Raw genomic sequence first — 21,859 nt, 5'->3', positions numbered from 1 at the left:
CCAATAATACAGCGACAAATTATTAACGAATTATAAAACACTGGCGCTTAACCTTCAAGACAGCCAGCAAATCCTGTACCTTGGCATAGTACAACACCAGTACCACCCGCTCCTGCTCAGATAGCCGCTCTGGTTCCATGGACTGGGCATAGTGCAGGAACTGGCTCAGCAGGAAATGCGCTTCATGCACAGCTCCTGCTTCGGTGTTATGATGCTGCGCTTTCACGGGCCAATAATTTCTGGTAAGGTCTGATCAGGCGGTTTAGGTTAAACTCCCCGTCCAGTACTCCTCCCCGCTCCCGTAGGCATAAGCTTTAAAATGGGCAATGCCACCCTTGGTGACCAGCAATTGCTGTGCTTCCAGCTTGTTCCCCTGCCGCTGCAGCCCATCCAGGTCCGCAGCCTCCAGCGTGATGAAAGCCTGATCCTGATGTGCCGGCATCAGGTCATGCTCCATGATCTGCTGATCAGGGATGAGGAAATAACCCAAAGGCGCATCCCAATAGCTCAGGCAATGAAAGTCCTGCCCTGCGTAAAACTCCTCGATGGTATATAAGCGGTAACTGACCAGTTCCAGCCATTCGGGGCTGAGCTGTATGATCGCATAATTGATCGGGTCATAATCGGCACGGGTGTTGGCCTTTATGAGCAGGTAAGGTGTAGGTTGTTTAGCTCTTTTCATATTTTTTTCTCCTTTTGATACGCTTCCCAGCGGTTCAAGGCAAACAGGTACCTGCCCACCTTCATACTGGATATGCCCAGTTGAGCACCGATCTGCGTATGCGTCATTGTTTTTAGATCGTGTAGTTGTTTAATTTTCAAGGCCATCTCATAAATCCTGGGTTTCAGCGGTTTGGGCGGAGGCAATGCAGAGGTATCTGCTTTTCGCTGTCTTAAGCTGCCGTTTTTGGGCAGGTCTTTCGTGTAGTAAAATGCAGTCGAAAGTTTGATCCCCAGGCTACTTGCTATTTCTGACATGCCCATCGTTTTTAAGCGGTAAAGCCGGATCACCTCCAACCGTACACTTGCTTTTTTAGTTTCTATGGCCCTGACAACAGGATTTTCAGACCTACCAACGTGCTTCTTTGTGCTTAAAAGTGGATTTTTGGTGCTAATAACAGACTGTGCAGTCCTGACAATAGGATTTTTGGGTCTGCCAACCCGTCCTTTCAATTTTGAAAGTTCATTCGGTATCTCCATTGCAAGCCGGATCTCTGCCACACTCTTGTAGCTACTTAACTGATTGCTGCGCTTTCTTTTGGTAGTTCTTCTCGGAACAGCCCAGACCCCGTCTTCATAGAAAAATTTACCCAGGTTTTTAATTGCCGCCCTGAGCCATGTCTTCAATGTTCCCAAGGGTATCCCCAACTGCTTCGCTGCTTCTAACTGCGTATATCCCTGGAAGTATACCAATTCCAAGATCTCGCGTTGCTTTTCCTCCAGCTGCGCTACGAATTCCCTCAGCCCGATGGTATCAATATTCAATCCGTTTGATTTGAATTGCTCCATGTATTCCGGATAATCATCAAAACTCAGGTTTTTCTGAAAAAGCTTATAAGCCCTGGATCTGCAGGTATCTATAGCAGCATTGCGGGCTATGTTCAATAACCAGGTATACACCCTGCCCTTTTGGGGGTCATAGTTTCTGACCTCCGGCCATACCTTTAACCAGACCAGCTGCAGGGTATCTTCGGCCATGGGCCTGTCCCTGATTAGCTTGACGATCACACTCAACAATGCCCTGCTGTACATCTGGTACAGGATTTCCAGGCATTCCGGTGCTCCTGATTTCATGAGCGCTACGAGCTTTTCTTCCGAATGAAGTGTTTGCAGGGCAGGTGCATTGAAGTGGTATGGCCTGCCCTGGGTTGTGGTTACGTTTTCATTTTCTTTGTGCATAGCGATGCCATTAGGAGGTCAGTTCGTTTTTTAACGTTTATGAAAAGGAAATGGGCTCAGTGATTAAGCTGAACAATGCAGGATAGGTTAAATTGGATTCTTGGGCTTTTTGGCAAAGAGCGAGGCTTGGCGACTGAGGCCGAATGGGACATGAAGGAATCGACGAATGTATTTTTTCATAACTCGCATATTTGTACGAGTCTCGCAGATTTGCTCACAATAAATGTGGGAACTGCATACCGTATCGCTGATAAAGTTTCTGACGCCTTACGTGATTGGAATTACAGCAGCCCCCACATCTATTTCGATGCACAAATATAGCACATCTACACATAGACATGGGTATTATCTGCTGTCCTACGTCACGGCGTCAGAAATTGCGATCGCAAGACTCTTTTTAATACCTATTTCTAAAACAAATATAGATAAAAAACGGCAAACAAAACAAATATGTTTGGTTTATCTTTTCTAAAATTATCGTGCTTAGTTCTATGGCAGATGATTTAAAAAATTTCAAGCTAAAACTGGGTAAGCGAATTAAGCAGATCCGCGAATCGAAAAATCTAACCCAGCCTGAACTAGGTGCCCTAATTAACAAGGATTATCAGTCCATAGGTAGAATTGAGAATGGAAGAGTAAATCCATCAGCATATTTAATTTTCCAGATCGCTAAAGCATTGGATGTCTCTATGGGCGAAGTCTTTGATATCTCGTTATTAGATGAATAGAATCATTCTGCTACAGTTCCATCAAACCACTGCTAAATCTTGATTTTCTTAAGAAGTCAGGAAATATAATCATGGGAGTTCTAATACTGGAAGCAGTTATTGCAGTTTAATACTATGTATAAGGCAACCTAGGGCGACTTAAGTGTTAGGAGTTCTTGCAAATCATCTGTAGTTTCTAGATTCTTAATGAGAAAATCCCGTATATGTTCCGCAATAGATTTCGCTAGAAGCGGAGGCACAGCATTACCAATTTGATTATATTGTGAGAGGTGGTCCTGATCTTCTTTACCTAGCCGCTTTAATAACTTACTTGAGATCATAGTCCGTTGACCTTCAAAAATATAATTATCAGGAAATGATTGTATTCTGGCAGCCTCTCTCGAAGTAATATTCCGAGGAATAGTAGGGTGAATAAAATTTGAGTAAAACGAAGCTGGTATAGTATGAGATATTTGGTCTTCTTTTAGATGTCTATAGTTGGACTGATATTTAACTTCGGAAAGCAAACCATTGCCATTGCGTTTTCTAACTTTTAGTTCCTCAGATAAGTCTTCTATATTTAATCCAGACTGTATGCTCTCAAACCTACTAATAAGTCGTTTAGTGTGTTTCATTGCCTCATGATTATAAACATTAACGCAATTTTGTCTTGCCCATTTCTGATAGCTGTTATTTGCTGGTGACGTATATTCGGTTACTGCGGCACCTTGTCCGGCTCTAATTGAAGGTAAATCGGCTATAGCTTCCCCAACAGTAACCGCATCTGGTAAAGTTTGATCATCCTTCAAAATTCCAGGTATTTTATGTGTAGCTTTCGGTGGACCAATAACTTGATTTAGCAAATTACCTACAATGAAAACCCGATTTCGAAGTTGAGGAACTCCAAAATTCGCGGCGTTTAAGTTCCAAAGCTCAATCTGGTAACCCTTTTCAGCGAATGCATTTTTTATAATATCAATTACATTTTCCCCATTGGAGTTTTTGCGATATAGGATACCGGTTACATTTTCCATTACAAATACTTTTGGCTGAAAAATATCGACCCAACGCACAAAATATAGAAATAAAGAATTTCTTGGATCTTTTGAATCCTTACTAGGCCCTGCTAAACTAAAACCTTGACAAGGTGGTCCACCAATTATTACATCCGGTTTGCCATCAACTAACTTCAAAATCTCCTCATTATCGATATAAGTGGTAATATCGGCATGTAAAATCTTATGTCGGTTATTTTTCTTCAAAGTATCCGTCGCCCAGAGATCTTTCTCTACAGAAAGAATCGGGGTAAATCCCCCTTCTTGAAAGCCGAGACCAAAACCACCCGCTCCCGCAAACAAATCCACAAAACTCAAAGCCATTTTAAAAAATTGATTCCGCGAAACTACTAAAGTATCGATAGATCTTCGCATATTTTTTTATGTCATCAATCGGTATACCTGATTGGGCCAAATTACTCGTTGGTTGCAGTTGTTCTCCAACCTGATCGTATTCCGCGTGCAGGTGATAATCTAAGTATTTAATCTCTTTGTAAGTTAGATTTGGAATATCAATATTAAAAGCATTCTCATCTCGTTTTATAAAGGATAAGGAGTCGAAATTGGCCGTTTGAACCAAATTAGATTCACCTCTTTTTACTACTAACCCTCCCATAGTTAGCATTTGTGCTCCATCTTTATAAAGAAAATTAAACAAAGGGACGAACTCGATAATATCGTCTTCGATACTATCAATATTTCGCAACGCCAACTGCTCGTTAATCTCGTCGATCAAGATTTTGTAATATAATTTGGGTAAGGTTTTATGAGTAAGTTGAGCATTTGTGAGCCCTGCTGGAATTTTGGCACGCCCAATCCTCTTTTCCAGCTCTTGAATTCTATGATTGGTGGTTTTCTCGACATCCAGTCCACCATTTACCTGGTTGATAGCAGCGTCTGCTTGAGCGTTGCATGTCAATATAAATAAACTTCCACTCGTTGCATTGGAGATAAAAGTGTTAATATCTGTCAACATCGATGACAATAACCTATCATCGTAATCCAACCATAATATGGATCTTTCTTGCCAGTTCAAATTAGGCAGTACATCTTCTGATAATCCATATTCCATTTTTATGCATGAGTATGGCCTGTTGAAATCAAACCGATTACTATTATCTTGATCCTTCTCAATACTTACCATTTTTTCTATTCCAAGCATCTTATGGATCAGTGAGAAGTCACTAAAATATGTTGAACCAAGCCCTATATATCTATAATTTTCTATTGCGTCGAAAACTGATAATCTCCTCATAGCTTCACATAACATCTTTCTTTCTGCACTTTTAGCGGTGCGCAAAGAGTAATTTATAAGTTCATAACTACCTGGCATTATTCAACCTCCATAGAATAATAATAATCAAATGTAGCTTCACCCACTTCTTTAAGAGTGTTAACACCTAATGTCTTTCGCACTTTCTCTACCTGCTCCTTAGGTCGATAGTAGACAATCTTGTTCTCATTTTTTTCCTGCCTTTTTATTGATGGATATATCGGAAAGATAAAAGTTTCAGTATTATTAACAACCTTTTGAACCTCAGAAAGTGGCAAAGGACTTGAGGATTCGACAAGATTATTTAATTTTCTATCTTCTAGAGGGTTATCATTCTCATTTTCTTCTTTCAATTTGTTCAGAAATGAAATAACCGGTCTCATCATCTGAATCATCTGGTGTTTTACACTTCTGTAGCTCGGAGAATCTAAATCCATTCCATTTTTTGCCGTATTCCATGGTAAAAGACTTGGATTTTGTGAATCAAAAAATACGTACCCCCTAAATCTTCTAAACTGTCCATGATATTTTGCGACACCATCAACATTTCTTCCACCTGTCCAACCCGTAATTTCTGTTTGTTCAGGACCTAAAACTAGTCTATCATTACAAAAAATATACCAACCACCGTCTTCCAAAACTGGATCAGAAACACCGGCGTAAATCCGTACATTCATTCCTCCTGTATATTCTTTATGCCAAATAGCCGAACGGATTTGTTCGTTATTTATCAGGTTTAAATGGCGGGCTTTTAATTTTGAACCATTTATCCTAATTGTTAATCCGTGATCAATGTTATAAAGATTTTCAAGTTCTATTTCCGTAATAAGTCGTTTAATAAAATTATCGGTAGCAAACTGATCTCTTACATCTTGATGAAGATTTTCAACAATTATAGAAGTCCCTCTATCTCTTTCCGGAATCTCTTGTAAATTCTCAGCGTGTTCGCTGAAAGAAAAATTCCAATTTGAAAGATCTTCCGAATGTTGCCCAGCCCATTGAGGAACATTAACTTCCATCAAGAATCGTGAATTAAATTCAACAGAGCTGACTTTAAAATCATTGCCCAACTTAAAAAGTGCTCTTTTCATGCCTATTCCAAATTGGCCAATCGACCCATGGGTTGGGGGGGCGTCATCTGGCCTCCCGAATCTAAAAGCATATTCCCTAGCTGTTTCCACACTAAAACCGCCACAATTATCGATTATTGAGAAACGTTCAGGTGTTGCTTCGATGTTTATCTCTAAGCCGGCATATTTTTTGTTTTCTCGAAGCTTTCGCGCACCGTCAACAGAATTGTCAACTAAATCGCCAATAGCATCCCGTAAAGTTAAATCCCTTATTAACATTGTAATAAAGAAATTTTTTGTTGGAGAGGCTTTAATAATGTTCTTGTCTTGTGACATTGAATAATTTTAAAATGTTAATTTATTTCTTTTTGCCAATGTAATTATTTATTTGTTCCACTTGTAAAAAAAGTAAGAGTTTTTTATTACATGCTGATTAAAAACCAATAAACTCCTAAATCAGACATAAAGCTTGTAGTGCTATTTTGTCCATTGCAATAGTTTCAGGTTGTTAGCAGTGCTTAAACACGAAAATAAATAAATCGAATATTATAACCAGAGGAATTAACCAGTAGTAAATTATTTCAATAAAATATTTTCTCGATGAAATCTTAGAAATGCACGACTCGAACTATAAACTTTTGTTAGCTTTTCGGCACCACTTATGTTTAATTTTTCGCATAGACTCATAACTGCGCTAGATAGAAGGATTTTTCCATCATCATCGAACGATATAAACCCTTTATCAAATAACGTATCGAAAATTGGTGACAACAATAAACCGTTGTATGGATCTAGCTTTTCAGAATCATTCGAGTCTTTCCATGGTTTGATGTGGGAAGCCTTTAGCAGTTCCGGTATATCAATATGACTTACAGCGCATCCATCCCAAAGTTTAAAAAGTGCCGTTCGAAATTTCCCTTGACCTACCCTACTTAAAGCTAATGATCTTGACTGAGTTTTGTTCTTGTTCTCTGGAAATATTGGTTCAAAAATTAACTCTTCTGTTGCCTTTATTTCACCAAGCACTTTAAATAGAAATTGATGAGGAAGATTCACATGATCTAAAACTTCGATAAACTCTACTCTTCCTTTAAAAATGAATGGTTGATGATGTTTAGCCCTATAAAATAAATAGACTTCATCTCCATTTGATTTAGCATTAATTATCCTTAAGTTGTTACCGCCCTTGCTTTCACTGTCCCAATACAAAAAATCATCTATGATATAATCAGAATATTGCGGTAAAGATGCTTGCTTCTTTTTAGTAACGAAGAGCATAACAACATTTGATTTAACCGGCGTGACTACTCCACGGCTCAAAGCCTGATGCCCTTTGTAACCCCACATTATTGCTAATTCTGGTCTATCATATTGCTTTCCAACCACTAGTTTCTGAAAATCGATGAGAGCTGACATAATCAATATTTTAAATAAGCATTAAATATATTGAACTTTGTTCCAAAATATTAGATTTAAGCTCAAATTTATACATCACAATCCAACATTTCGAAAATGACCCCGCTCCCCTCCAATCCTTCCCTACCAATAAACCTCCTTGCCTCCTGCTTCAATAGCACTTCAGCTACCTACAAGTTTTATTGGTTTATCTCCCTGATTGAGGCAGTGGAACATGGTCACTATCAAATCAACAAACAAGACTTATTTGCCGGAATGATTGCCAATGCCTGGTACACCGTCAATTATTTCAACGTGAGCTTTGGCAAGCAGGATCAGTTGCAACGTGCCATTGAACAATTGATCGTCTTGGAAAACCTAAACATTGATACCAAGAAACCAGCAATTGTAGAAAAGCTTAAATCGAGTAGCAACACAGCGACTCATCGGCTGCTCAGGTATTTTGATGGAGAAGTCCCCTATCGCTTTCTGAGTCCTTGGTTTCCAAATGCCAAAGGCGACCGGAAGCAGATTTACCAGCTTTCCCAATCGTTCTTAAACGATACCTTGTATGCGGTCAACGAACTGGAAGTATCCATCAATCCCAAATGGATACCTTACTTCAGTCAAAACAGCGGCATCTTAAAATCCTTCTGCTACTGGCATCTGAGCCTATACCTGCAAAAGCACAATCCAAATGTGCCTGATATCCCAAACAAATTGATCAAGCCACCACTGAGGAACAGCCTTACTAAACAGCGCAAAGATTTCTGGGATATAGTGATTCAGCACAATGGCCCTGTCAATTGCATCTACACCAATAGAAAACTGGCTATCGGCGACTATGCTGTAGAACATTTTGTCCCTTATGCTTTTGTATCTCATGATCTGCTCTGGAACCTGATCCCTGCAGATAAAAGCTTCAACAGCAGCAAGTGTGACAAGTTACCTTCTATGTCCCGCCATTTCGATCCTTATTGCGACTTACAGTTGCTTGGCCTCAAGACGGTAATCAACAATGCCCACAATAAGAACACCAAAAAGCTATTGCAAGATTACCTGACCTTGATCCCGGATCTAACTGATTTTGCTAGCTTAGAACCCCAGGCACTTAAAGCTAAATTTAGGGACAACGTAAGCCCACTGATCACCATCGCTGCCAACAATGGCTTTGAGTTTTTGATCTCCTAGAGTACCTCCCCAAAAACCTCCCACAAACCCTATAAAAATTCCAGAAAAATTTCCATGTAACTTCCATCGCCCTGCGTCTAAATTTCGATTTTTATCGAAGCGGCATCGAAGGGAGATCGAATATCCACCGCAAGGGCAACGCGCTGCTTCCAGCATTTCTGCAAACTTTCTCTAGGCTTTCTCCTACCTAACAGAGCAAAAAAAGATATCAATTGTTGTCAATTGTTATCAAAAGCGCTCAATTGCGCTCAAATGTGCTATGGTACATCAATATTTATTTTAGGTATTTTATCTTTATAGTATAGGTTTTCTATCAGTCCTATGAATCGGCCAGATAGCAATCCTGCAATTAACCAAATACTAACCTCTTAAACCCAACTGCAATGGGAATTCTAAAAAACGGAATCTTCGGTGGATTCCAACAAAAAACCGGTCCGCTCACTGGTCGCCGTGTAAAGGGCAGAAACGTAATCACCGGATTGCATCGCCCCAGCACCATACCCCTAACTGATGCCCAGAACTACCACAACGAAAAATTCAATCATGTGTTTGAATTTCAGCAACCGCTAAAAGCGCTCATCGCCAATGGCTTCAAATACGTCTTCAAAAAAGGCAATGCCTTCACACAAGCGCTATCTTACAATTTTCAGCATGCGCTGGTAGATGAGGGCACTGAATACAGGCTAAACTATCGCGCGTTTTTATACAGCAAGGGCAGTTTAGAAGCGCCTTTCAACCCGCTGGCCTCCTTCACATCGGGCGCTGTCTTGTACAAATGGGCTCTCACCAGCCATTGCGATTATGATGATCTGGCCACTTTTATGGTCTACAATGAGGATCAAAACTTGTTTGCCAGCAGTGTAGATGCGGTGAAGCGCAGCGCCTGTGGCTATGCTTTGCAATTGCCGGAGCCCTTTGCCCATGGCAAAATCCATTGCTACATGAGCCTCCGCTCGGCAAAGCACAGAAAGGTAAGTAACAGTATATATGTTGGACTAATTACATTATAACACCATGGCAACAGTAAAAAATGGCATCTTCGGCCAATACAGCGGCAAGGTCGGCAATCTCGTATTCTACCAAATGAATGACAAAACCTATGTGCGCTCGAAGGGCGAGATCACCGCAGCGCCCAGCATTGCACAAAAGTCTCGCCGACGGGAAATGGCCGTAGCGACAAACTTTGTAAGCTCGGTCTTGATATTCCTTAGACTGGGCTGGTCTGCAGAAGCTAAATTGAAAAAGAAATCGGCCTATAATATGGCGATGTCTTACCACAAGCTCTATGCGGTCAAAGTTGTAGATTCCGTAGTAGAGCTGGACTACAGTAAGGCGATGCTTTCCAAGGGTACTTTGCTCCCGGCGCAGTTGCCCACGGTGATTCTGGATCCTGAGGGTTTGCTCTTCAGCTGGTTTATAGATCAGCTTCAACCGCATCAGTCGGACTGGGATCAGGTGATGCTCATGGCCTATTATCCGGAATCGGGCGATGCCGTGTTTACACTCGGAGGCGTAGCCCGGACTGCGGGTAGTATGGTTTTAGAGATCCCAGCAGAAATGCGGGTAGGCCCAGTAGAGACCTATATTGCTTTTGTGAATACAGACAGGACGGCATGTTCGGATAGCGTGTATACGGGGAGAGTGGACTTTACACCGTAATCTTTCATTTTAATGTATTCAAGCTGAAAGTGAAATAGAGCATTAGCGTACCCGCTGGGAAATTTTTGATTTCATCGATTTTCTAGCGCTGACGTTTAAAGTAATCCCGATTGCAATAGCAATGCCTGGGATCAGGATAGCGTTCCTTAATTCCAATTCCTGATAACATCCATAGTCATAAATCAACTGGAATAGGCTTGAATCACCAACGAGATTAACCATACTGCTATTCAACGCTATTGAATTTATGATCACGGCGAACAGCATTGGAACCAATAGCAAAATTAACAGGGACAAAAACAATCTTTGGCGTATCGCGAGCTGCCGAAAGACCTGAAAGATCCAATATCCGAACAACATAAAGTATATTGGGACAATAAAGAGAGAGTTGCTAAAATGATGACCTGGAGTTCCGGAACATTCATCTGTAACTTGATCGATGTATGGTATCAGCCATAAGACGTAAATGCACCAGCATATGGTAAATAATAGACTATTTAATGCTGGATTGATTCGTATTTCCACAGGTTGTTAAAACAGGTGAGGTAAAATAGTCTTTTGTAATTTCATGCCAATCGTTTTAAAATAATAAACATTAATTGTAATTGACTCATCAATTCGTAAACATAAATTATTGCGCTTTTGTTGTGAATTGAAGTGCTAATCAAACCAACCATCTGAAATGAGAAGATCAATGAAATTTTTGAAACCTGCTAGATTGGCTTCGATTAGAATAGCTAAAGTTTTCATTGGTATAATTACGTTTGCAGCCTGTAAAACCAGTGAACCTGCTTTTACGGTCAAGGGAGATAAGATGTTACTAAAAGATACAAAGATAAATGTTGCGATGCTTAAACACGACAGTTCAACCATCGCAACTGCCTACTATAAAGGCAAAATGTATGATGTTAATAATCAAAGCTCGCTTCGTTATGTTATTTATGTTTCATATAAAGACAGTCTTTTTTATAAGATTGAATTTGACAACCTGCATCATGAAATGAAAGCTGAGGCGCTGAATGAATTAATCGTCGGAAAGAAGGGTAATGCAGTAGTGGTTTGGTATAAGCCGCTCAAAGAAAGCACTATTCCAGTCGGCCATATTTTATTGCCATGGAACATTTTTGTCGACGAAATAGCCGACAATGCAATTGCAAAAGATAAATTTACTGTTTTTTATGGCAGCAAATGATTCTATAGTTTCTTTATATACCCCTATGCTTAAGCTTCTGACTTGCCTGCACATGGAGTATCAAACGTGTTGCAAAATCTTTAAATGATGATTGTGCATTCGGCATCTGGGTTTCTAAAAAACTTTCTGATTCACCCTCCCTATTTATTTTAATCAGCTTGCCGTTCTGATCATAGTAAAAGATGAAATTTTCAGGATAGTGATCAGTTTCCTCCTGATCCTCAAACATGATTACTGAAAAGTTCACCTTTATGACTGATTGATTTCCGCTAATCTGTTTCACATCGTATGTCAATGCGCATCCGGAGCCACAACTGATTACGAAAGAGCTGTCCTTCATTTTGCCTATAACCTGTGACTTTTTTGGAGAATTTTTAGATTGACTTTGCTTATAAACAACATCCTGTTCTGTTTTATTGCTTTCCTGATTGCATCCCAGAGAGATGGCCATTATAGCGACTGCTATAGTGTTTTGTAATTTCATGCCAATCGTTTTAAAATAATAAACGTTAATTGTAATCGACTCTTTGCTTCGTAAACATAAATCACTGCGCTTTTGTTGTCAATCAAAACACCATTATGGAATGCAGTCCTGAATGCATCCTGTTATAAACTATCAAATATGAAGCTGGCATATCCCCTTATATTCTTTATCGCCTTATCTTTTGGTTGTCAAAACAAGGCAGAGAAGAAAGTTAATTTAACTCCTTTCTTGAATACACATTTTAAGAATACACTGGTCAACAAGAAATTTACAACGGAAAAATTGATTGGGCTTACGCACGATGAGTCAGATTACGTGCTGTCAAATTATCGGCTTATTGATACATCGATGGCAGCTGAATGGGCCGGAAATACAATTAAATTTATTGATTCCACACATTTCGTCAGTGCCTATCAGGCTTGGTGTGGAAATGACTGCTTTAGGAGTGTTTTTGGAAGATACCAATTTATTGATAGCCTAAAAGTGCGTTTCATTACTGATAGTATCACCCGGTCTGGTGACTGCGAGGCACCGACTGTTTATGGCGGAAAACCTCCGCTGGATCTATACCTTGTAGAAAGACCTGATGGCATCTTACAACTTAATCATCGGGATGATCAAAGTCATAAACAATAGTTGCTCTTCAAGGGCAGGCTGTTTACAACAGCTCATTTATCATATTTTTTACCTTGTCACTTCCGGGAAAGGCAGAAAATTTACTGATGAGCAGGCCCTTCTTGTTATATAACAGATATGAGGGGATGTATTCAAACTCAAAATGTTCCATAATATACTTCCACTGACCATCGGTCAAGTAGTAATGTTCACTGCCTATCGTCTTTATTTTCTCTTCCCATAGCTTTCGGGGTGAGGATGTATTCGTCAGATAGACAAACACGACCTCCTTATCCTTTAGTTCACCTTTTGCGCGCCTAAATTCCTGCATGGCATTTAAGCATGGTGTACACCATGTAGCCCATAAATCAATCAAAACAACCTTGTCTTTATGTTTGGAGATGATTGTTTCCATAACCTTATCATCCGGTACCGAGGATACATCATGAATAAAAGCAGGTGTCTTGTATTGATCCAGGTCCACAACCTGCTCATTTTTCCGCAATAGTATTTTGGCAATATCTCCGTCATTCCAATATCTTTTGATATTGTCAATTTGCTTTTGACTCAGCGGTCTCAGCTCCTCATTGAGCTGTATGCCATAGGCATTAGCAGCCAAAATATCATAATATTGGCCATCACTAAATCCGACCAAATCTGATAAAATAGCTTTAGCCTTGTTCAGCCAGCTGGGAATATCGCTATCTCCTATCGCAGGTAGTCCCAATATGCTATCCTGGAGAATTGATTTTTGAAATTCTAGAAAGGTAAAAGCATGCAAATATTGGGGATCATTGAGCTTAAAATCTTTTAAAAAACGAAAATAGCTTCGGTCAATCTTGTTGATAACAGGGATCGTGTTTTGATCACCGCCCGTTAAGCGATAATTCCCTCTCATGTTTCCTTCGTAATCAAATGCAGAGACTTTATATAGAAACAGCTTAAAATCATTTGACAATAGCTCTTTCAATTCTTTTGATATCAATGTGTCTTTTCTTACCACCGACAATCTCTCGAACAGAACCTTTTTACTATGGTCAAAAAAATAATCGACAGGTTTATCATATAGTCGCTCCAGGAAGCTGTCCGATTGATATTCAATCATTTCACCTACCAGACCGAAGCACCGGAGCATATCATGCTGATTCATATCTGGTTTTACGTTGATATGCGCAACTTCAAAGTTTGAATCGTAACTGAGATTGATGTTCGTAGCATCACCACTTTTTAGCTTGATGAGCAATGCTTTTCCCGAGCCCAAAGTTGTGGATAAGCGAATCAGACTAATGGCTGTCTCCACGTCAGCGTCAATAGAGAATTTTCCAGATTCATCTACTAGCGCTGTATATTTTGCAAACTCACCAGAAATTGGATGTGGAACAGTGATATTCACGTAAATGCTGTCACCACCTGTCTTATTTTGAACTGTTATTGTCCCCGTTAATTTGGCAATACCCGATTTGATAACCGGTGTGTCTATTGCCATACCAATAGATGAATTACATATCATTGAAAACAGAAGGCTTAACAGGCAATAGAGGCGTAAGTTTAGTATTTTAGTCATAAGGTGTTGTTTAGATCCATCAAAAATTGCCAGATCTGCTGGAGTCATAATTTTTGAGATAGAATCAGATGCAAGTTTCGCGTCATTTAAATTGATCTAAACTAAGCAAAATTTGGGCGAAATTCATTAGCAAGAGTGTAATTGCCATAATAGAAGTTGCTCGCACAATGAAGGTAACGTCCCTCCAGGACGGCTTGTCCGAATAGCATGTACACGGGATGTGTGAATTTGGATAACTTGTAGCGGTAAAAGTTTTAGATATTTATATTACTTTAGCAGCAGGGTACCCATTTAAAGCTCAATTGTATTCGCTCTTGCTGATAATTGGAACATTAGGAAATGCGGGGCTGATATAGGAAATAGATTTTGATGCATATTCAGCTGAGCTATAGATCCCCTACTCCTCAATCTTCTTCCTATAGAGATAGTCCGCTATTCTGAATATTGCATATTTTTTATCGCCAACCTCTTTTCCAAAGAATCCGCCATTGGTAAGTCGATAAAGGGTCTGTCCAAAGGATAGAGAGTTGGATTTTAGTTTTAGACCGTCATACTCTACGCTCCATGGCAATAATAAATAGTTTGGATGATGGTAAGAATTCTCTACAACAAGCTTTTTACCATCCTTAAAAACGAAAATTACCCGCTGTGTATAAGTTGTCGTACTCCAGTAAGTATCGGGTTGAGCAAAAACCTCAGTCAGTACTTCCGGAGATATCGAAAAGAGTGAATCTGCGACTTGCTTATAATAATTGAAATCTGAGTTTTTACCAGGGAGAGCGTAGTTGTTGTCAAAATCCAACTCTGCCGCGGAGGCATCATTCCTGATTTTCTTTGCCAACTTACCTATCGATGCTTTGAATTGTGCGACATCCTGCTTGCTCAACTTCAAGTCGGATATGGTGATCTGATCTTTTTTGTCTGTATGTATAAAATTCACCAGGGAATCCACGACATTGGCGGGGATACCACTTGGTAATTTTGGCAGAATTGGCCCCTTAGTTGGGCTTTTATCAGACTGAAAAGAGTTGCCACTTCGGGTAAAAGACTTGATCGCATTGCTTTGGTGAAAACAACCTCTGCTGCCGAATTCAATATGTAAGGATACAACTGGATTAGCCTTTAGGTTGATCAGATCTGAAGGCAATTTAGCGGCAGTCAAACTCATGCCTACCAAATTCAACTCAAAAAAACGATTGTAGGTTTCATCTGATATGAGTAGCTTATTGTTTAGCATGACAGCGTTTGTAACTACAAAATTTAATTCCATATACCTGAACCATTTATGTTTGTCGGCATCGTATTTCAAAACATCCTTCCCCTGGAAACCGTAATCATCATTACCGACCCTTAACTTCAATTCGGGTGTAGGTATGGCTTCTTTATTCGTCAGTAATGCTGAGCACTCAAACTCTTCCGGACTGATCTGGTAAAGTTGGTTTAGGGTTAGCGCATATAGTCGCTCACCCTTTACGGCAATGCTAAACGCATGGTCTTCCATCTTCTTTTCTGATTTCCAAAGCATAGAAAATTCAGGATCGTACAATCGGACACTTCGGTCTTTTTGTAGGGTATATAGATTTCCGGCCTCGGTAACTTCAAAATCTACAACATCATTGAGCCGCTGCCATTCTATTTGAGCAGATTTAGTAATAAATACGCCTCCTTCTTGCCTTATAATGTAATGGTTGCCCAAAAACCTTACTTTCCTGATGTCCGGATGATTAGCCTCAGACAGCCGAACATACTTATCTTGATCAAGTGGCGTCGGGATTTTATTCCAGGTTTTGCAGTTATCAGATGTTAAGTAAAGGGAATTCCAGGTGGAGCCGAAGAGCCCTGTTTTACCGTCCTGCTTAAAATGTACAGCAACGAGCCGTAAGTTCCCTGTCTTCTCAATCTTATCGAAGGTTCGCCAGGTTTTACCACAATCATCTGTATAATAAATGTATTGTGAACTGCCTGTCATCCATGCCTTACCAGATTTACTAAAGTAGGCGCCATCTGTCCAACTACTCTCTCCAAATCTAACCTTATTCCAGGTTTTGCCCTGGTCTTCTGTTCTAAAGACAAAATCTTCTTTCCCGTCATTTTGTAAAAATCCCGACAGTATCATTGTAGCATCGGAAAAAGAACTAATCCGTTCAAAATGATTGGAACTGAGCTCGTCATCCGTTGCGCTGATGTTGTTTTCACGCCACAGCTGGTCGGTCTTAGATCTGTAATAAACTTTGCCTGCCGCTGTTGCAACCCAGACATCACCTCCTGATGAAATATTCATTTCGCCAACAGTACCGGAGATCGCGAGTTTGGCCAGGTATGGGTTCTGGGAGGACACGGGTTTCACTGCAAATAGTATAATGGCTGCGTGGATAGAAGGGCTGTGATGTATATGATGAAGCGCATATTGCAATGATGCCGTTTTATTCAGAATTCCACAATTGCTTTTGCTTTGTTTTAGAGATCAAGTACTGTGTGAGATGCTTAATTAACGACAAATCCCTAAAAAAATTGATTACATTAGGCTCATACCTACAACAGTTTAGTTGCGGTTCAATCTTGGTGCTTGAAAACTAGCAAGATAACTACTTGGATACCGAAAATCTCAATGTATATCTACCAAGTTCTCCGTTACCATTGATTCCTTCGATAATTACTTTGTACTTACCCGGCCCATCAGCATTGAAAAATGAAAAATTAGCTTCGCCATTAGCATAGGTTTTTACATTTGGGTTCCAATAAATCATAGTACGCAGGTCTGAAATGTGCTTATCATTATGCAAATCATATTTAGGACTGTAAAACGTTTTGACCCTGCTGAAGCCTTTTGGGTGAACATTGATTAAGTTAAGAGGTTGGTTTATTTTGCCCTTCTTTTTACTGTAGATTACGATTGAAGGCCCTCCGAGCATTCCTATCAATGCCTGATTCATTTGTACAATATCAATTTTCGCGATATCACTAGCATCCAGTATTGTATTATCAAATACTCCCGCTGCGCTTATAGGATCAAGGCTTCTTCCTTCAAGGATGATTTTCATAGGTTCCACAGCATTGGTGATCGGATTATATGCATAAGGAAACTCTTGTATTTCTGGCCCATAAGGATCTGGTTGATAGGGCTTGAATGTTACATTTGGCAGAGAGCTCTTGAGCATTGTCCCTAAATTACCAAATGTCTTTTGCTTTTCCATGTCTATCGTTTTGTCAGCATGTCCTTCTGGGATTGTAATATTTCCCTGATAGGCATTTTTTTGCTCCTGTCTTTTGGCGCTTATATTTACTTCCCTCAATCTTTGCGAGCGGTCCAGTTGTCCTGTTTTCTCGTAAATACTGTCTAACATCCTGTTATTTTCGATGTAAGCTTGCATGCTTCCAATCATATTGCTACTGAGATCTGCTGCATTCTTATTCTTCCCTATATGCATTTTTGAAATGCTATCCAAGATGATTTCTACTTTAGCAGAATTTTTAGGCCCTTTGGCTTGTATAGCAAATTTGATACTGTCTGTCAATAGGAGGTCATCAAATCTAAATCGGCCGGCTGTATCCGTTGTTGTCCCCTTAATGATGTTGGCTTTCAACGATATGAGCGTAACTGCTGCGTTGGGAAGAAATTTATTTCCCAGCGTTTTTACAGTTCCAGAAATGGCCGTTTCCAATCCTTCTGCTTCAAAAGCGGGCTTCTGTTCTTTCTCTTTTGATTCAAAGCGCCTGAATCCTTGTGTAAGCATCAAGTTATCTAGGGCCTCATCACTGTTTGAAGTATCTGTACTGAAGTAATAATTGGGTTTTTCGACATAACCTCTAAGTTCGGATTTGAGCAGCAGATTTGAAAATATCGTATGTTCCGTGGTTTCTGCTATCGATACTTTGCTCTCATCCACTACGCTAACTGAGAAAGTACCAGCAGTTGCCTTGCCGTTACCATCTCGGGCACTCAGGTTTATGGTTACCTGCTCACGACTATTGTAAGATTTCTTTTCAGTGGTCAGGTTTAATTGCATTTGATCCGCCGACTTTATGAAAATTAGGCGCTCGTTCATAGGATTGCCTTTTAGGTCCAGCAATGTAAATTGTGCAATGCCTGTAGGAAATACATTTTTTTCGATCCATACAGAATTGACATTTTTGCTAAGTTTGATCGCGGAAGAAAAAACCATTTCAGACCCAGTCCTGGCAACGAGAACCACTTGCTGATCTGGCGTTTTAGTATTGATCCTTACGAGTATACTATCCTTATTGGGTTGGTAAACGCCAAGTACATAGCCAGTGTCAGTAGCCGATGGTAGAGGAACCGTTTTTTCCTCGCCATTAGGAAAAAGGAACTTCGCGGTATAGGTCTGGCTGGTTTCTGGTGTCCAAGGAAAGCTCCCCATGCCTGCATGTAGGCTTTGAAAGTTAAAAAGACTTTTGCCAGATTGATCGAGCACAACACCCTTTACGTTGATACCGAGCCCATTCATACTTGTAACTTTAAATGCCAGTCGAGATGTAATTCCCCCCACCAATAGACCACCCTCAGGGAAGAACTGAATGTCACTTTGCAGCAGACTATCCTCCCCATTCGTTGCCACTGTATTGGTGTTAAACCTTCCAATCCCGCTCACTCTAAAACTCTGGTCGAAAAAGTACTCTTCCCCGGCATTTCTCATCCATTGGGTATAAGCCCTGATTCTATAATTACCAGAATCGACGCCCTCGTCCAGTGTAAAATCTCCCATGCTGGTACCACCTATTACGGGTATTTTTAGAGACCTGATTAAAGAATCTTTTTCATTTATTAATTCAACATATAATGCCCCGCTAATGTTAGACAGATAATTGGTGCTGCCTTTCACTACGTAGGCTTTAAACCAAATCGTATCTCCCAATACATAGTAAGGCTTATCCAGGTGAAGATGTACTTTTTCGTAACTGCTTTGAGCATGTACTGTAATGCAAAGAGACAAAATAAATGCTATGGCAAGTAAAAAACGATTGAGCGTCATAGGAGATGAATATATGGTTTATGAAAACTAATTTAACTAAACAATATTAGTTTTAAAATTTCTGGCTATATTCAATCAATACATTTGACAGCTCTGTTTGCGATACCATATGGAGATATCCGATCATTTAAACAATTGTATAGAATTACATTCCCAAAAGTCTATCTTGTATTGTTATGTATATTATTTTTTTGATTGCAATATCTTCTTACGGCCTAAGCATAAAGGGTGTTAGGCCAGATCATTTTTTCCGTTTTTAATATAACCACATGAAAGAAAAAATACTCTGGATAATTGCGGCATTGATATTTTGCGTAGGCTACCCATTGCTTAATATTTTCCCTCCCGCTGATTATCAGAACCAGAATTTGACCTGGGTCATCAATCTCTTTGTCGCACTCGTATTTACTGGCCCGGCTATGTTTTTACTTACAGCAATCGTAGCTTTAGTTCCCTCCGGCACGAAAAGCTATACAGAACGTTTCTTTAGGGCTTTGCCATTTTTTGTTATTTTTCTGGGTATCCTGCTGATATTTGGAATATTAGGAAATGCGGGGTTGATATAGGAAATAGATTCTGATGCTTCTGGTTTTATTAGAACCTCAAATACTTATCTAAATAGATTTCGCCAAAACCTTTTTTTATTTGGCATCTCTTTGTTTTGATCTTCTTCAATTGGCAAGATCAAATATCTAAGCATCAGACTGTCTTCTTCGATTCGATAGAAATCAATTCCTACGGAAAGCACATTCCTTAAAGACAAGCAGGCACATTTGCATTACCATACAGAAAGAAATATCTTTACCTATGTTTAACGCTACTCCTACGATTAAAATAGCCACACTTACAGTCCTCGTTTTATTTTTGGTGCTTCCCTGCAAAAGCCAACAATACATTGTTTTTGAAAGAAAACAGACGCTGACCTGGAAACCTGTAGTGAACCAGATCCTATTGGCCCAGAATGAAGTATTGACAAAGCATGGGGACACTTCGCTTTCTATTTTCAACCTGTACTTTACTAGTGACACAGTTGACATCGGGCGCCTAAACAGTGACACATTGAGGAAAGAAGGAAATCGTTTGACTTCCTTAAGTTCCGATGTATTGTTCACCATGGTACCGATGATAACTCCTGGAGATCAACTTAAGTTAAAGAAGATTTCTAAAAATGAAGTTGCTGCGCTGAATGTCTTGAGTCATGAACAGGTTTTGAAGAATATCATTCCCAAATTGGCTACAGTTAGTGAAGCTGCACTTTATGAGATGCCGAGCTTGAAATCGAAAGACTTCCGTTTGATCATCAAAATGCGTGATGCCTACTTTCTCGTGGAGCAGCAAGTACTCTCAGTCGCGCAAGTAGTATCACACGTAGATTGGTATTTCCCAAATCAATTTAAGGACGCGGTGATCCCATACTCTTTGACCTACCAGAAAGCCTACAGGTTCAAGGATATAGAGAACTTCAGAAAAGACTTTAGGGATATTAAGCTAATCAGGCAACAGATTCAAAACCGCATCTATTTCAGCGGGGTAGATACGGCCAATGTATTTCATCTGCCAATCTATAACTATTGGGAAAGCCTCAATGATGACGCAATGAGCATCATGTTTTCGTCACAAAAGTTAGAACAATTCCAGCCAGGTCTGGGGAGTTTCGGCTTTATAGCCAAAATTGGCATAGTATCCTGCACGCTGGACTATTACCTGAAGAAAGAAATATTGTTTGACCAACCACAAAATTTCAAAGTAATCTCGGTAAATGGCCTGGATCCGAAAAATGTTACAAAACTGATCATTAGTAAACAAGTCTTTCGCTGGGTACATTAACTATTTAGTCATTTACCGCCTATGTTTATAATATTTGGATTCTATATTCACGTTAACTTTTGGTTTACGGTTTACAATTTGTTTTAAATCTTCAACGTCATTAAGCCCTGTATATGAATTTGTAAGGCACAATCTTTTTTTTAGAGAAGATGGTAGTTCATTCAATGACTTATCATCATCCAGGATCACCAGATCTTCAAAATCAAAATGGTTATGGTTTATCCAAGATTCTATTTCGACACGTCTTGATACTTTATGAGTATGCTCTCCTAAATTCTCGACAATACTAATCTTTCTACTGGAAATGCCTCTCTTTTTAAAAATAACTTTCCATTCAGCAATAGAATATTTATAGCGGTGTGATGTAGATAATATTAATTCATCCTTCGTTGTGCAAAAAATTGAATTAAAAATTTCGACAGCTTTCTTATTGAATTTATAAAATCCATCATCTTCTAACTCTACAGGTTTATGTGGATTAGCATGCACCATTACGCCATCAATGTCTAAGAAAAATTTCATATAAAAGTTGTCAACAGTAAAGTAAAACTACAGAATTTCGCTGCTTAGGCGAATTTCCCTTCATCAAGTAATCCATCAATTTAGGTCTTCAAAATGGCACCTTTATGAACCTATTTTTTGTTTACCAACGGGAATGAAAATACGGAGTATGCCTAAATATTTATTTGTGTATTTATATTCTCGGACTTGACCATTTCCCAAACCCTCTGAAACGGCCAGGTTTTCGGTAAAGGTGGAGAAAATTAAGAAATTCAAGGGGCGTTCGATGTTTTTAGATTTAGGATCATAACCTTTATGCATCGCAAAGTGAAATAAGTCAGGATTGAAAATTACCAAAGCAAAAGCGAGGTTGATCAGTAGCGTATATAAGAGCTGTTTTTTCATATTTAATAATACAAAATTTCATACATATTCC

The 21,859-nt window shown here is 39.5% G+C and carries 21 protein-coding genes; 8 read left to right on the top strand and 13 right to left on the bottom strand.

Annotation, left to right across the window (positions count from 1 at the left end):
- Positions 1-22 precede the first annotated feature (22 nt).
- Genes WAE59_RS13000 through WAE59_RS12990 form a run of 3 tightly spaced genes read right to left on the bottom strand, consistent with a single transcriptional unit; the run spans position 23 to position 1,899 of the window.
- Positions 23-226 (bottom strand): hypothetical protein, encoded by a 204-nt coding sequence (locus tag WAE59_RS13000; protein ID WP_337856399.1) that lies wholly within the window; start codon positions 224-226, stop codon positions 23-25.
- Between the two features lie 36 nt (positions 227-262).
- Positions 263-682, bottom strand: a complete 420-nt coding sequence (locus tag WAE59_RS12995) for a hypothetical protein (RefSeq protein ID WP_337856398.1) — start codon at positions 680-682, stop codon at positions 263-265.
- A complete protein-coding gene (locus tag WAE59_RS12990) occupies positions 679-1,899 on the bottom strand; it encodes an RNA polymerase sigma factor (protein WP_337856397.1) in 1,221 nt (406 codons plus the stop codon). The genes WAE59_RS12995 and WAE59_RS12990 overlap by 4 nt, the downstream gene beginning before the upstream one ends.
- Before the next feature lie 491 nt (positions 1,900-2,390).
- Here WAE59_RS12990 and WAE59_RS12985 point away from each other — a divergent pair, with 491 nt between their 5' ends.
- On the top strand, positions 2,391-2,627 hold the full coding sequence (locus tag WAE59_RS12985; protein WP_337856396.1) for a helix-turn-helix transcriptional regulator: 237 nt from the start codon (positions 2,391-2,393) through the stop codon (positions 2,625-2,627).
- A 128-nt stretch (positions 2,628-2,755) separates the two neighbouring features.
- On the opposite strand, the gene WAE59_RS12980 is transcribed toward WAE59_RS12985, so the two are convergent.
- The 4 genes from WAE59_RS12980 to WAE59_RS12965 all read right to left on the bottom strand — a co-directional run bounded on the left by WAE59_RS12980 (position 2,756) and on the right by WAE59_RS12965 (position 7,420).
- Positions 2,756-4,036 (bottom strand): DNA cytosine methyltransferase, encoded by a 1,281-nt coding sequence (locus tag WAE59_RS12980; protein WP_337856395.1) that lies wholly within the window; start codon positions 4,034-4,036, stop codon positions 2,756-2,758.
- The gene (locus WAE59_RS12975; RefSeq protein WP_337856394.1) at positions 3,987-4,961 is read right to left on the bottom strand and encodes an O-methyltransferase; all 975 of its coding nucleotides are present in this window, start codon (positions 4,959-4,961) and stop codon (positions 3,987-3,989) included. Before WAE59_RS12975 ends, WAE59_RS12980 begins: the two co-directional genes overlap by 50 nt.
- Positions 4,962-4,993: 32 nt before the next feature.
- On the bottom strand, positions 4,994-6,340 hold the full coding sequence (locus WAE59_RS12970) for an ATP-binding protein (protein WP_337856393.1): 1,347 nt from the start codon (positions 6,338-6,340) through the stop codon (positions 4,994-4,996).
- 240 nt (positions 6,341-6,580) lie between these two features.
- Positions 6,581-7,420, bottom strand: coding sequence for an HNH endonuclease (locus WAE59_RS12965; RefSeq protein WP_337856392.1), 840 nt, complete (start codon positions 7,418-7,420; stop codon positions 6,581-6,583).
- Between the two features lie 96 nt (positions 7,421-7,516).
- On the opposite strand from WAE59_RS12965, the gene WAE59_RS12960 reads away from it, so the two are divergent.
- The 4 genes from WAE59_RS12960 to WAE59_RS12945 all read left to right on the top strand — a co-directional run bounded on the left by WAE59_RS12960 (position 7,517) and on the right by WAE59_RS12945 (position 11,441).
- Positions 7,517-8,590 carry an HNH endonuclease domain-containing protein gene (locus WAE59_RS12960; RefSeq protein WP_337856391.1) on the top strand — a complete coding sequence of 358 codons (1,074 nt, stop codon included), beginning with the start codon at positions 7,517-7,519 and terminating at the stop codon, positions 8,588-8,590.
- A gap of 383 nt (positions 8,591-8,973) precedes the next feature.
- A complete protein-coding gene (locus tag WAE59_RS12955; RefSeq protein ID WP_337856390.1) occupies positions 8,974-9,600 on the top strand; it encodes a DUF6266 family protein in 627 nt (208 codons plus the stop codon).
- A 4-nt stretch (positions 9,601-9,604) separates the two neighbouring features.
- On the top strand, positions 9,605-10,249 hold the full coding sequence (locus WAE59_RS12950; RefSeq protein ID WP_337856389.1) for a DUF6266 family protein: 645 nt from the start codon (positions 9,605-9,607) through the stop codon (positions 10,247-10,249).
- Between the two features lie 682 nt (positions 10,250-10,931).
- Positions 10,932-11,441, top strand: coding sequence for a hypothetical protein (locus WAE59_RS12945; protein ID WP_337856388.1), 510 nt, complete (start codon positions 10,932-10,934; stop codon positions 11,439-11,441).
- Positions 11,442-11,454: 13 nt separating this feature from the next.
- On the opposite strand, the gene WAE59_RS12940 is transcribed toward WAE59_RS12945, so the two are convergent.
- Entirely contained in the window at positions 11,455-11,925 is a 471-nt protein-coding gene (locus WAE59_RS12940) for a hypothetical protein (protein WP_337856387.1), read from the bottom strand.
- Positions 11,926-12,063: 138 nt separating this feature from the next.
- Between WAE59_RS12940 and WAE59_RS12935 the strand changes: the two genes are divergently transcribed.
- Positions 12,064-12,561, top strand: a complete 498-nt coding sequence (locus tag WAE59_RS12935) for a hypothetical protein (RefSeq protein WP_337856386.1) — start codon at positions 12,064-12,066, stop codon at positions 12,559-12,561.
- Between the two features lie 22 nt (positions 12,562-12,583).
- Here WAE59_RS12935 and WAE59_RS12930 read toward each other — a convergent pair whose 3' ends face one another.
- From WAE59_RS12930 to WAE59_RS12920, 3 genes are all read right to left on the bottom strand, one after another.
- Positions 12,584-14,152: a TlpA family protein disulfide reductase gene (locus WAE59_RS12930; RefSeq protein ID WP_337856385.1), complete on the bottom strand. Its 1,569-nt coding sequence runs from the start codon at positions 14,150-14,152 to the stop codon at positions 12,584-12,586.
- A 349-nt stretch (positions 14,153-14,501) separates the two neighbouring features.
- Complete coding sequence (locus WAE59_RS12925; protein WP_337856384.1) at positions 14,502-16,517, bottom strand: WD40/YVTN/BNR-like repeat-containing protein; 2,016 nt, start codon at positions 16,515-16,517, stop codon at positions 14,502-14,504.
- Between the two features lie 172 nt (positions 16,518-16,689).
- Positions 16,690-19,095: a carboxypeptidase-like regulatory domain-containing protein gene (locus tag WAE59_RS12920; RefSeq protein WP_337856383.1), complete on the bottom strand. Its 2,406-nt coding sequence runs from the start codon at positions 19,093-19,095 to the stop codon at positions 16,690-16,692.
- A gap of 269 nt (positions 19,096-19,364) precedes the next feature.
- On the opposite strand from WAE59_RS12920, the gene WAE59_RS12915 reads away from it, so the two are divergent.
- Positions 19,365-19,661, top strand: a complete 297-nt coding sequence (locus tag WAE59_RS12915; protein WP_337856382.1) for a hypothetical protein — start codon at positions 19,365-19,367, stop codon at positions 19,659-19,661.
- Between the two features lie 241 nt (positions 19,662-19,902).
- Positions 19,903-20,922 (top strand): hypothetical protein, encoded by a 1,020-nt coding sequence (locus tag WAE59_RS12910; RefSeq protein WP_337856381.1) that lies wholly within the window; start codon positions 19,903-19,905, stop codon positions 20,920-20,922.
- A gap of 12 nt (positions 20,923-20,934) precedes the next feature.
- Here WAE59_RS12910 and WAE59_RS12905 read toward each other — a convergent pair whose 3' ends face one another.
- Both WAE59_RS12905 and WAE59_RS12900 read right to left on the bottom strand, forming a co-directional pair.
- Positions 20,935-21,444 (bottom strand): HAD domain-containing protein, encoded by a 510-nt coding sequence (locus WAE59_RS12905; RefSeq protein ID WP_337856380.1) that lies wholly within the window; start codon positions 21,442-21,444, stop codon positions 20,935-20,937.
- A 102-nt stretch (positions 21,445-21,546) separates the two neighbouring features.
- Positions 21,547-21,828 (bottom strand): hypothetical protein, encoded by a 282-nt coding sequence (locus tag WAE59_RS12900; RefSeq protein ID WP_337856379.1) that lies wholly within the window; start codon positions 21,826-21,828, stop codon positions 21,547-21,549.
- Between the last annotated feature and the right edge of the window lie 31 nt (positions 21,829-21,859).

The sequence above is a fragment of the Pedobacter sp. GR22-6 genome (assembly GCF_037402555.1).
Lineage (GTDB): Bacteria > Bacteroidota > Bacteroidia > Sphingobacteriales > Sphingobacteriaceae > Pedobacter.
Note: the sequence above shows the minus strand (reverse complement) of the source record. Positions and strands in the feature narration are given on the sequence as shown.

Excerpts from the sequence above, each read along its gene's own strand:
- WAE59_RS12915 (WP_337856382.1), top strand. The coding sequence starts at position 19,365 with ATGAAAGAAAAAATACTCTGGATAATTGCGGCATTGATATTTTGCGTA.
- WAE59_RS12985 (WP_337856396.1), top strand. The coding sequence starts at position 2,391 with ATGGCAGATGATTTAAAAAATTTCAAGCTAAAACTGGGTAAGCGAATT.
- WAE59_RS12955 (WP_337856390.1), top strand. The coding sequence starts at position 8,974 with ATGGGAATTCTAAAAAACGGAATCTTCGGTGGATTCCAACAAAAAACC.
- WAE59_RS12950 (WP_337856389.1), top strand. The coding sequence starts at position 9,605 with ATGGCAACAGTAAAAAATGGCATCTTCGGCCAATACAGCGGCAAGGTC.
- WAE59_RS12930 (WP_337856385.1), bottom strand. The coding sequence starts at position 14,152 with ATGACTCCAGCAGATCTGGCAATTTTTGATGGATCTAAACAACACCTT.
- WAE59_RS12970 (WP_337856393.1), bottom strand. The coding sequence starts at position 6,340 with ATGTCACAAGACAAGAACATTATTAAAGCCTCTCCAACAAAAAATTTC.
- WAE59_RS12905 (WP_337856380.1), bottom strand. The coding sequence starts at position 21,444 with ATGAAATTTTTCTTAGACATTGATGGCGTAATGGTGCATGCTAATCCA.
- WAE59_RS12920 (WP_337856383.1), bottom strand. The coding sequence starts at position 19,095 with ATGACGCTCAATCGTTTTTTACTTGCCATAGCATTTATTTTGTCTCTT.
- WAE59_RS12945 (WP_337856388.1), top strand. The coding sequence starts at position 10,932 with ATGAGAAGATCAATGAAATTTTTGAAACCTGCTAGATTGGCTTCGATT.
- WAE59_RS12960 (WP_337856391.1), top strand. The coding sequence starts at position 7,517 with ATGACCCCGCTCCCCTCCAATCCTTCCCTACCAATAAACCTCCTTGCC.
- WAE59_RS12910 (WP_337856381.1), top strand. The coding sequence starts at position 19,903 with ATGTTTAACGCTACTCCTACGATTAAAATAGCCACACTTACAGTCCTC.
- WAE59_RS12940 (WP_337856387.1), bottom strand. The coding sequence starts at position 11,925 with ATGAAATTACAAAACACTATAGCAGTCGCTATAATGGCCATCTCTCTG.
- WAE59_RS12965 (WP_337856392.1), bottom strand. The coding sequence starts at position 7,420 with ATGTCAGCTCTCATCGATTTTCAGAAACTAGTGGTTGGAAAGCAATAT.
- WAE59_RS12990 (WP_337856397.1), bottom strand. The coding sequence starts at position 1,899 with ATGCACAAAGAAAATGAAAACGTAACCACAACCCAGGGCAGGCCATAC.
- WAE59_RS12935 (WP_337856386.1), top strand. The coding sequence starts at position 12,064 with ATGAAGCTGGCATATCCCCTTATATTCTTTATCGCCTTATCTTTTGGT.
- WAE59_RS12900 (WP_337856379.1), bottom strand. The coding sequence starts at position 21,828 with ATGAAAAAACAGCTCTTATATACGCTACTGATCAACCTCGCTTTTGCT.
- WAE59_RS12995 (WP_337856398.1), bottom strand. The coding sequence starts at position 682 with ATGAAAAGAGCTAAACAACCTACACCTTACCTGCTCATAAAGGCCAAC.
- WAE59_RS12980 (WP_337856395.1), bottom strand. The coding sequence starts at position 4,036 with ATGCGAAGATCTATCGATACTTTAGTAGTTTCGCGGAATCAATTTTTT.